The sequence below is a fragment of the Ornithinicoccus halotolerans genome, assembly GCF_009602535.1.
GTDB classification, from domain to species: domain Bacteria; phylum Actinomycetota; class Actinomycetes; order Actinomycetales; family Dermatophilaceae; genus Ornithinicoccus; species Ornithinicoccus halotolerans.
The window spans coordinates 1-10,040 of the sequence record NZ_WIQI01000095.1 but is presented as its reverse complement, the minus strand read 5'-3'; the positions used below and the strand labels follow the sequence as shown (position 1 = coordinate 10,040).

Genomic DNA, 10,040 nt, shown 5'->3' with positions numbered 1-10,040 from the left:
CCAGCTCGGCGATGAAGCCCAGCGCGTGGCCGACGGTGGGCAGGAAGATGTCGCCGCGTGGCCCGGCCACGGTGGCGGGGCTGCTACGCCGCTGAGCAGCCGCCACCGCCGCTACCGTGGGGCCATGCAGCAGCGAATGAGCCTGGTCACCCTCGGCGTGCGAGACCTCGACCGGGCGCGGGCGTTCTACGACGGGCTCGGCTGGCAGCCGGCCGGCTCCCCGGAGGGCGTGGTGTTCTACCAGCTCGGCGGCGTGGTGCTGGCGCTGTGGGAGCGGGCCGCGCTCGAGGCCGACTCCGGCGTCACCGACGGCGGCGGCTGGGGCGGGGTCACGCTGGCGCACAACGTCGGCTCTCCCGAGGAGGTCGACGAGGTGCTCGCCCAGGCGCGCGCCGCCGGCGGGACGGTGGCCCGGGAGGGCGCGGCCACCTTCTGGGGCGGCTACTCGGGGGTGTTCATCGATCCCGAGGGGCACCCGTGGGAGGTTGCGCACAACCCGTACTGGGAGGTCACCGAGGACGGACGCACCCTGGTCGAGGGCACCGGCGAGCCAGCCGGCTGACGCCCTGGCCGCTCAGCCGCGGCCCCGGTTGACGGCGCTGGTGACCGCCTTGAGCGAGGCCACGACGATGTTGGCGTCGATGCCGACCCCCCAGCGCACCTGGCCGTCCACGGCGCACTCGACGTAGGCCGCCGCGACCGCGTCGTCGCCGGCCGACAGCGCATGCTCGGTGTAGTCCAGCACCCGGACGTCGATGCCCTGCTCGGCGAGGGCGTGCACGAACGCGGCGATCGGGCCGTTGCCCTCCGCGCGCAGCACCTGCTCGGTGCCGTCCAGCACCACCTGCGCCTCCAGCTGCTCCCGGCCGGCCGGGGTCTGCCGGGTCTGCACGGTGCGCAGCTCGATCGGGCTGGTGCGGACCAGGTACTCGGTCTCGAAGGCCGCCCAGATGGCCGCTGGGCTCATCTCGCCGCCCTCGCCGTCGGTGTGGCGCTGCACCGCCTGGGAGAACTCGATCTGCAGTCGGCGCGGCAGGTCCAGGTTGTGCTCGGTCTTCATCACGTAGGCGACGCCGCCCTTGCCGGACTGGCTGTTGACCCGGATGACGGCCTCGTAGGTGCGGCCGACGTCCTTGGGGTCGATGGGCAGGTACGGCACCGCCCACGGGTGCTCGGCGACCGGGACGCCGGCGGCATCGGCCTTGCGCTCCAGCGCGGCCAGCCCCTTGTTGATGGCGTCCTGGTGGGAGCCGGAGAACGCGGTGTAGACCAGGTCGCCGCCGTACGGGTGGCGCTCGGGGACCGCCAGCTGGTTGCAGTGCTCGACGGTGCGGCGGATCTCGTCGATGTCGGAGAAGTCGATCTGGGGGTCGACGCCCTGGCTGAACAGGTTCATGCCCAGGGTCACCAGGCAGACGTTGCCGGTGCGCTCGCCGTTGCCGAACAGGCATCCCTCGATGCGGTCGGCGCCGGCGAGGTAGCCCAGCTCGGCCGCCGCTACCGCCGTCCCGCGGTCGTTGTGCGGGTGCAGCGACAGCACGACGTGCTCCCGGTGCTCCAGGTGCCGGTTCATCCACTCGATGGAGTCGGCGTAGACGTTGGGGGTGGCCATCTCGACGGTCGCCGGAAGGTTGATGATGACCGGCTTGTCCTCGGTGGGCACCAGCACCTCCATCACCTTGTTGCAGATGCGCGCGGCGAACTCCAGCTCGGTGCCGGTGTAGGACTCGGGGGAGTACTCATAGAAGATCTCGGTGCCCTCCAGCTGCTCCTCGAACTTCTTGCACCACCGGGCGCCGGTGACGGCGATGTCGATGATGCCGTCCATGTCGCTGTCGAACACCACCTCCCGCTGCAGCGTGGAGGTGGAGTTGTACAGGTGCACGATCGCCTGGTTGGCCCCGGCGACCGCCTCGAAGGTGCGCTCGATCAGGTGCTCGCGGGCCTGGGTCAGTACCTGGATGACCACGTCGTCCGGGATCAGGTCCTCCTCGACCAGCATCCGGACGAAGTCGAAGTCGGTCTGGCTGGCGGCCGGGAAGCCGACCTCGATCTCCTTGTAGCCCATCCGGACCAGCAGCTCGAACATGCGGCGCTTGCGGTCGGGGGTCATCGGGTCGATCAGGGCCTGGTTGCCGTCCCGCAGGTCCACCGCGCACCAGCGCGGCGCCTCGGTGATGGTGCGTCCGGGCCAGGTGCGCGCCGGCAGGTCGACCGGGGGGAACGGCGTGTACCGCTGGAACGGCATGCCGCTGGGCTGCTGCGGGTTGCGAACGGGGGACGTCGTCGTGGTGCTCATGGGGGCTCCTCGCTGGGTGTGCTGGTGTCCGGGGACAGCAGAGACTCCGCAGCGAGGGGCCGGACTAGAGGGCCTCGCTGCGGCAGCGAAGGAGCAGCACGTGCGTCATTGGTCCCTGACCATAGCCGACTTCGGCGCGCCGGTCACGTCCCGGGCTCACCGGTCGCGGCGGTGACCCGCGGGGTGAACGCGGGTCGGCCGCTCTCGAAGCGGTCGATCTCGTCGGCGTGGCGCAGGGTGAGGGAGATGTCGTCCAGCCCGTTGAGCAGCCGCCACCGGGTGTAGTCGTCCACCTGGAAGGCGGCGTGGATGTCGCCGGCCACCACGGTGCGCTCGGTCAGGTCCACGGTCACCTCGGCGCCGGGGTTGTTCTCCAGGTGCTTCAGGATCAGCTCCACGTCCGGCTGGGCGACCTCGGCGGTCAGCAGGCCCTGCTTGCCGGAGTTGCCGCGGAAGATGTCGCCGAACCGGGCGGAGACCACCACCCGGAAGCCGTACTGCATCAGCGCCCAGACCGCGTGCTCGCGGCTGGAGCCGGTGCCGAAGTCGGGGCCGGTCACCAGCACCGAGCCGCCGGCGTAGCCCGGCTGGTTGAGCACGAAGGTGGGGTCCTCCCGCCAGCGGGAGAACAGCCCCTCCTCGAACCCCTCCCGGCTCACCCGCTTGAGGAAGTGGGCCGGGATGATCTGGTCGGTGTCGACGTTGCTGCGGCGCAGCGGCACCCCGACCCCGGTGTGGGCGGTGAACGGCGTCATCATCGGGCGGACACCTCCCGCGGGGCCGGCTCCGACAGGTCGGCGGGACTGGACAGCGTGCCTCGCAGCGCGGTGGCGGCGGCGACCGCGGGGCTGACCAGGTGGGTGCGCGACCGGGCGCCCTGGCGGCCCTCGAAGTTGCGGTTCGAGGTGGAGGCGCAGCGCTCCTGCGGCGAGAGCTGGTCGGGGTTCATGCCCAGGCACATCGAGCACCCGGCCAGCCGCCACTCGGCCCCGGCCTCGGTGAACACCTGGTCCAGCCCCTCGGCCTCGGCCTGCAGCCGCACCGCGTGCGAGCCCGGGACCACCAGCATCCGCAGCCCGTCGGCGACCCTCCGCCCGCGCAGCACCTCGGCAGCTGTCCGCAGGTCCTCGATGCGGCCGTTCGTGCACGAGCCGAGGAAGACGGTGTCGACGGCGATCTCGCGCATCGACGTCCCGGGCCGCAGGTCCATGTACTCCAGGGCCCGCTCGGCGGCCTGCCGGGCGTCCTCGTCACCGAAGGAGGCCGGGTCGGGGACCGCCTCGCCCAGCGGCACCGACTGCCCCGGGTTGGTCCCCCACGTGACGTAGGGGGTCAGCTCGGCGGCGTCGATCACGACCTCGGCGTCGAAGCTGGCGTCGGGGTCGGTGCGCAGCGAGCGCCACCACTCCAGCGCGGCGTCCCAGTCGGCGCCCTGCGGGGCGTGCGGGCGGTCCTTCAGGTAGGCGAACGTGGTCTCGTCCGGGGCCACCATGCCCGCGCGCGCGCCGGCCTCGATCGACATGTTGCAGATGGTCATCCGGCCCTCCATCGACAGCGCCTCGATGGCGCTGCCGCGGTACTCCAGGACGTAGCCCTGCCCGCCGCCGGTCCCGATCCGGTTGATGACCGCCAGGATGATGTCCTTGGGGGAGACGCCGGGCGGCAGCTCGCCCTCGACCGTGATGGCCATCGTCCGGAACGGCCGCAGCGGCAGCGTCTGCGTCGCCAGCACGTGCTCGACCTCGCTGGTCCCGATCCCGAAGGCCAGTGCACCGAAGGCGCCGTGCGTGGAGGTGTGGGAGTCGCCGCACACGATCGTCATGCCCGGCTGCGTCAGTCCCAGCTCCGGGCCGATGACGTGCACGATCCCCTGGCCGAGCTTGCCCCGCTCGTGGTGGACGATCCCGAACTCGGCACAGTTGCGCTTGAGCGCCTCCAGCTGGGTGCGGCTGACCGGGTCGGTGATCGGCCCCAGCGTCGTCGGGACGTTGTGGTCCTCGGTCGCCACGGTGAGGTCGGGACGACGCACCGGCCGGCCCGCGGCGCGAAGGCCCTCGAACGCCTGCGGGCTGGTCACCTCGTGCACCAGGTGCAGGTCGATGTAGAGCAGGTCCGGCTCGCCCTCGGCCCGGTGCACGACGTGCGAGGCCCAGACCTTCTCGGCCAGGGTCTGGCCCATGGGAGTCCCTCCTCGGTGGATGGCGGGGATAGGACACACTGTAGTCCGGCTGTGACGCGTCACCGACAGGAGCACCCATGAGCAACCCCCCGCACCGTCTCGCCGTCATCCCGGGTGACGGCATCGGCCCCGAGGTCACCGCGGGAGCGCTGGCCGTGCTGGACGCGGCCGAGCAGCGGTTCGGCTTCACCACCGAGCGGACCACCGTCCCGCTCGGCGCGGAGCACTACCTGCAGACCGGCGAGCTGCTCACCGACGAGGTCGTGGCCACGCTGCGCGAGCACGAGGCGATCCTGTTCGGGGCGATCGGCGACCCGCGGGTGGTCCCGGGGGTGCTGGAGCGCGGCGTCATCCTGGCGCTGCGGCGGGAGATGCGACAGGCGATCAACCTGCGGCCGGTGCGCCTCTACCCGGGGGTGCCCACCCCCATCGCCGGGCTGACCCCGGAACGGTGCGACCTGGTCGTGGTGCGGGAGAACACCGAGGGTGCCTACGTCGGCTCCGGCTCCACCGTCCACCGCGGCACCCCGGCCGCGGTCGCCGCCCAGGAGTCGCTCACCACCTGGTACGCCACCGAGCGCGCCGTCGACTACGCCTTCCGGCTGGCGCAGCAGCGCCGCGGCAGCGTCACCCTGTGCCACAAGACCAACGTGCTGGTCGAGGCGGGGCGGCTGTGGCTGGACGTGATGGAGGCGGTCGGCAGCCGCTACCCCGACGTCGAGACCGACTACGTGCACGTCGACGCGATGTGCATGCACCTGCCGGTGTCACCGGAGCGGTTCGACGTGGTCGTCACCGACAACCTGTTCGGCGACATCGTCACCGACCTGGGCGCCGTCGTGCAGGGCGGGCTCGGAGTAGCGGCCAGCGGCAACCTCAACCTGGACGGGACCGCCCCGAGCATGTTCGAGCCGATCCACGGGTCGGCACCCGACATCGCCGGCCGCGGGTGGGCCAACCCGGCCGGGGCGGTGCTCTCGCTCGCGCTGGCGCTGTCCGCGCTGGGGGAGGGGGTTGCGGCCGCCGCCGTCGAGGCCGCCGCCGCCTCGGTGCTGGCCGAGCTGCCGGCCCTGTCGGGCCCGGCGATGGGTGCCACCACCACCGAGGTCACCGAACGGGTCGTGGCCCGCCTCGGGCAGGTGGACCCCGCGGGGGCCGGGCTGCCCTCGAGCCTCATGGAGCAGGTCGCCGCCGTGGCGCGCGGCTGAGCGCGGCCACCGACCTCACCTGCCAGACTTCCCCGCATGAGCCCTGTCGACGCGCTGCCCACCCCGCCGGGTGACTACCCGGCGGTGGCGGTCGTGGACCTCGACGCGATCGCCGGCAACGTCGCCACCCTGCGCGAGCACGCCGGCGGCAGCCCGCTGATGGCCGTGGTCAAGGCCGACGCCTACGGCCACGGGCTGCTGCCCAGCGCTCGGGCGGCGCTGCGCGGCGGAGCCTCCTGGCTCGGGGTCGCGCAGCTCTCCGAGGCGTTCCGGTTGCGCGAGGGCGGGGTGACCGCCCCGGTGTTGGCCTGGATGCTGACCCCCGACTCGGACTACCGGGGCGCGCTGCGCCACGACGTCGAGCTCGGCGTGAGCGCCCCCTGGGCGCTGGAGGCCGCGGCCGCCGCGGCCCGGGAGGAAGACCGGGTCGCCCGCGTCCAGCTCAAGGCCGACACCGGGCTGGGTCGCAACGGCGCCTACGCGCTGCCGGTCCCGGGGGGGCCGGGGCGGACCGACTGGGCCGCGCTGGTCGACACCGCCACCCGGCTGGAGGCGGAAGGGACCATCCGGGTCACCGGGCTGTTCTCCCACTTCGCCGCTGCCGACGCGCCGCAGCACCCGACCGTCAGCCAGCAGCAACGGACCTTCGCCGACGCCGTCGCGCTGGCCGAGCGGGCCGGGCTCCGACCGGAGCTGCGCCACCTCGCCAACTCCGCGGCCACGCTCACCACACCGGGCGCGCGTTGGGACATGGTCCGTCCCGGCGTCGCGGTCTACGGGCTCACCCCCGCACCGGACGTGGGCAGCAGTGCCGACTTCGGGCTGGTGCCGGCCATGACGGTCCTCGCGCTCGCCTCGGTGGTCAAGCGCGTCGCCGCCGGGCAGGGGGTCTCCTACGGCCACACCTACACGACCCCGGCCGAGACCACGCTGGTCGACATCCCGATCGGCTACGCGGACGGCGTGCCCCGCCACGTCTCCAATTCCGCGGAGGTGCTCGCCGGGGGCCGGCGGCACCGGATCGCCGGCCGGGTCTGCATGGACCAGTTCGTGATCGACGTGGCCGACACCCCCGTCGCGGCCGGTGACCGGCTGGTGCTGTTCGGCCCCGGCCGTGCCGGTGAGCCGACGGCCCAGGAGTGGGCCGAGGCCGCCGGCACCATCAACTACGAGATCGTCAGCCGGTTCGGCCCGCGCGTGCCCCGCCGCTACGTGGGGGAGGACGTGGCGCCGGGCACCGAGGGGGACCAGCGGTGAGCCCGCTGCGCAGGCCCGCGCTGCTCGGTGCCGGAGTCGCGGTCGCGGGGGTGGCCACGGCGGCCGGGATCGCCGTGGACCGGCTCTGGGAGGATCGGCGGCGCGCGCTGGCGCTGGGTGCCGAGGAGGACTTCGAGGTCCGGCCGAGCCGGGCCGCGGTCGTGGTCGCCGACGACGGCGTCCCGCTGCACGTGGAGGTCGACGAGCCCGGTGAGGCGGCGGAGCCCGACGGCCTGCGGACCGGTACGGCGCCGCGGGCCACCGTCGTGCTCAGCCACGGGTACACCCTGGACCGCCGCTGCTGGGTCTACCAGCGGCGAGCGCTGCGGGCGGCCGGGTACCGGGTCGTGGTCTGGGACCAGCGCGGCCACGGCCTGTCCGGCAGGGGGGAGGGCAGCTCCTACCAGGTCGACCAGCTGGGCGCGGACCTGGCGCGGGTGATCCAGGAAGCGGCGCCTGAGGGCCCGCTGCTGCTGGTCGGGCACTCCATGGGCGGCATGACGGTGATGGCCCTCGCCGAGCAGCAGCCCGACCTCGTCCGCGCGCGGGTGCGCGGGGTAGCCCTGGTCAGTACCAGCGCCGGCGGGCTGCACCGGATCACGTGGGGCCTGGGCTCGGTCCTCGGCAGCGTCGTCACCCGGGTCGGGCCGGCCGCCGTCGGGCAGCTGGCGAGCCGGCAGGAGCTGGTGGACGTCGCGATGCGTGGGGGGCGGCGGCTGCAGGAGTTCATCGTCTACCGCGCCTCCTTCGCCTCCCCGGTCTCCATGGCCGTGGTACGGCTGACCGCCGACATGATCTTCGGCACCCCGCTGGAGGTCGTGGCCGGGTTCGGGACCGGACTGAACTCCCACGACAAGACCGAGGCGCTGCAGGCGCTCGCCGGCGTGGAGGCGCTGGTGCTCAACGGCGACCGGGACCTGCTCACCTCCCCGGTGCACAGCGAGGAGATCGTGGAGCGGCTGCCGCACGCCGAGCACGTGCTGGTGACCGACGCCGGGCACATCATCATGCTCGAGCACCCCGAGACCGTCACCGCCGAGCTGCTGGCGCTGGCCACCCGCGCGCTGCGGGCCGAGGAGGGACGGCCTCCGGGTGGTCGTCACCCCGCCCGGACGACGGTCACCGACCTGGCCAAGCGCCGCAGCCTGGCGGCCCGTCGCCCCCGCAGGCGGGAGCGGTGACCGGCCACACCGCGCGCAGCTCACCGAGCAGCCCGGCCAGGTCCCAGTCCTCCACCGGGCCCGGCTGGGCGGCGGCCGCGACGGTGGTCTGCACGACGTCGTTGATGAAGTGGCGGATCTGCTCGTGCAGGTCCTCTCCCTCGAGCACCCGCCGGCGCTCGGCGTAGATGACCTCGCGCTGCCGGTTGAGCACGTCGTCGTACTTGAGGACGTTCTTGCGGGTCTCGAAGTGCTGGGCCTCGACCTGGGACTGGGCGCTGGCGATGGAGCGGGAGACCATCTTGGACTCGATGGGCACCTCGTCCTCGATCCGCGCCGACTGCATCACCCGGTCGACCATCCCGGCGTTGAACTTGCGCATCAGGTCGTCCTGCAGCGACAGGTAGAAGCGCGACTCGCCCGGGTCTCCCTGCCGGCCGGAGCGGCCGCGCAGCTGGTTGTCGATGCGACGGGACTCGTGACGCTCGGTGCCGAGCACGTACAGCCCGCCGAGCTCGGTGACCTCGGCGTGCTCGGCCTGCACGCTCTCCTCGGCCTGCCGCAGCGCGTCCTCCCAGGCGGCCTCGTACTCCTCCGGGGTCTCCACGGGGTCCAGGCCGCGCTGGCGCAGCGCCGCGACCGCCATGAACTCGGGGTTTCCGCCGAGCATGATGTCGGTGCCGCGGCCGGCCATGTTGGTCGCGACGGTGACCGCGCCCTTGCGGCCGGCCTCGGCGACGATCGCCGCCTCCCGGGCGTGGTGCTTGGCGTTCAGCACCTCGTGCGGCACCCCCCGCCGGCGCAGCTGCTCGGACAGGTACTCGGACTTGGCGACGCTGGTGGTGCCGACGAGCACCGGCTGGCCCTTCTCGTGGCGGGCCGCGATGTCCTCGACGACCGCGTCGAACTTGGCCTCCTCGGTCCGGTACACCAGGTCGGCCTCGTCGCGACGGATCATCGGCATGTGGGTGGGGATGCTGATGACCCCGACCTTGTAGATCTGGTGCAGCTCGGCCGCCTCGGTCTGCGCGGTCCCGGTCATGCCGGCGAGCTTGTCGTACATCCGGAAGTAGTTCTGCAGCGTGACCGTGGCCAGGGTCTGGTTCTCGTTCTTGATCTCCACCCCCTCCTTGGCCTCGATCGCCTGGTGCATCCCCTCGTTGTAGCGCCGGCCCGGCAGCATCCGGCCGGTGTGCTCGTCGACGATGAGGATCTGCCCGTCCGCCTTGACGTAGTCGCGGTCCCGCTCGTAGAGCTCCTTGGCCTTGATCGCGTTGTTGAGGTAGCCGATGAGCGGGGTGTTGGCGCTCTCGTAGAGGTTGTCGATGCCGAGGTAGTCCTCGACCTTCTCGATCCCGGACTCGAGCACGCCGACGGTGCGCTTCTTCTCGTCGACCTCGTAGTCGCCCTCGCCCTCCTCGCCGCGCTGCAGCAGCTGGGCGATCTTGGCGAACTCGGTGTACCACTTGGTGGCCTGGTCGGCCGGTCCGGAGATGATCAGCGGCGTACGCGCCTCGTCGATGAGGATGGAGTCCACCTCGTCGACGATGGCGTAGTGGTGGCCGCGCTGGACCAGGTCCTCCAGCGACCAGCCCATGTTGTCGCGCAGGTAGTCGAAGCCGAACTCGTTGTTGGTGCCGTAGGTGATGTCCTTGGCGTACTCCTCGCGGCGCTGCGCCGGCGTCATGGAGGCCAGGATGCAGCCGGTCTCCAGCCCCAGCGCCCGGTGCACCCGGCCCATCAGCTCGGACTGGTACTCGGCCAGGTAGTCGTTGACGGTGACGATGTGCACGCCCTCACCGGTCAGGGCGTTGAGGTAGGACGGCAGGGTCGCCACCAGCGTCTTGCCCTCACCGGTCTTCATCTCGGCCACGTTGCCCTCGTGCAGCGCGACGCCACCCATGATCTGGACGTCGAAGTGCCGCTTGCCGAGGGTG

Annotated in this window: 7 protein-coding genes and 1 pseudogene; 4 read left to right on the top strand and 4 right to left on the bottom strand. The window is 72.5% G+C overall.

All coding sequences use genetic code 11. The features are described from left to right. Nucleotides 1–124: 124 nt before the first annotated feature. A complete protein-coding gene (locus tag GFJ45_RS13165) occupies nucleotides 125–562 on the top strand; it encodes a VOC family protein (RefSeq protein WP_153397946.1) in 438 nt (145 codons plus the stop codon). A gap of 12 nt (nucleotides 563–574) precedes the next feature. Here GFJ45_RS13165 and leuA read toward each other — a convergent pair whose 3' ends face one another. The 3 genes from leuA to leuC all read right to left on the bottom strand — a co-directional run bounded on the left by leuA (nucleotide 575) and on the right by leuC (nucleotide 4,478). Further along, entirely contained in the window at nucleotides 575–2,299 is a 1,725-nt protein-coding gene (leuA, locus tag GFJ45_RS13160) for a 2-isopropylmalate synthase (protein WP_153397944.1), read from the bottom strand. A 143-nt stretch (nucleotides 2,300–2,442) separates the two neighbouring features. Next, complete coding sequence (leuD, locus tag GFJ45_RS13155) at nucleotides 2,443–3,054, bottom strand: 3-isopropylmalate dehydratase small subunit (RefSeq protein ID WP_153397948.1); 612 nt, start codon at nucleotides 3,052–3,054, stop codon at nucleotides 2,443–2,445. Continuing rightward, a complete protein-coding gene (gene leuC, locus GFJ45_RS13150; RefSeq protein ID WP_153397942.1) occupies nucleotides 3,054–4,478 on the bottom strand; it encodes a 3-isopropylmalate dehydratase large subunit in 1,425 nt (474 codons plus the stop codon). Before leuC ends, leuD begins: the two co-directional genes overlap by 1 nt. Nucleotides 4,479–4,555: 77 nt before the next feature. Here leuC and GFJ45_RS13145 point away from each other — a divergent pair, with 77 nt between their 5' ends. The 3 genes from GFJ45_RS13145 to GFJ45_RS13135 are packed head-to-tail and all read left to right on the top strand — an operon-like array spanning nucleotide 4,556 to nucleotide 8,124. Then, a complete protein-coding gene (locus GFJ45_RS13145; RefSeq protein ID WP_153397940.1) occupies nucleotides 4,556–5,686 on the top strand; it encodes a 3-isopropylmalate dehydrogenase in 1,131 nt (376 codons plus the stop codon). 36 nt (nucleotides 5,687–5,722) lie between these two features. Further along, nucleotides 5,723–6,943: an alanine racemase gene (gene alr / locus GFJ45_RS13140; RefSeq protein WP_153397938.1), complete on the top strand. Its 1,221-nt coding sequence runs from the start codon at nucleotides 5,723–5,725 to the stop codon at nucleotides 6,941–6,943. Continuing rightward, nucleotides 6,940–8,124, top strand: coding sequence for an alpha/beta fold hydrolase (locus tag GFJ45_RS13135; protein ID WP_194288665.1), 1,185 nt, complete (start codon nucleotides 6,940–6,942; stop codon nucleotides 8,122–8,124). The genes alr and GFJ45_RS13135 overlap by 4 nt, the downstream gene beginning before the upstream one ends. Here GFJ45_RS13135 and secA read toward each other — a convergent pair. After that, a pseudogene (gene secA, locus GFJ45_RS13130) lies at nucleotides 8,123–10,040 on the bottom strand (preprotein translocase subunit SecA); the annotation flags it as partial. The gene GFJ45_RS13135 and the pseudogene secA sit on opposite strands and share 2 nt — an antisense overlap.

Coding starts and splice junctions, on each gene's coding strand:
- GFJ45_RS13165 (WP_153397946.1), top strand. CDS start 125: ATGCAGCAGCGAATGAGCCTGGTCACCCTCGGCGTGCGAGACCTCGAC.
- leuA (WP_153397944.1), bottom strand. CDS start 2,299: ATGAGCACCACGACGACGTCCCCCGTTCGCAACCCGCAGCAGCCCAGC.
- leuD (WP_153397948.1), bottom strand. CDS start 3,054: ATGACGCCGTTCACCGCCCACACCGGGGTCGGGGTGCCGCTGCGCCGC.
- leuC (WP_153397942.1), bottom strand. CDS start 4,478: ATGGGCCAGACCCTGGCCGAGAAGGTCTGGGCCTCGCACGTCGTGCAC.
- GFJ45_RS13145 (WP_153397940.1), top strand. CDS start 4,556: ATGAGCAACCCCCCGCACCGTCTCGCCGTCATCCCGGGTGACGGCATC.
- alr (WP_153397938.1), top strand. CDS start 5,723: ATGAGCCCTGTCGACGCGCTGCCCACCCCGCCGGGTGACTACCCGGCG.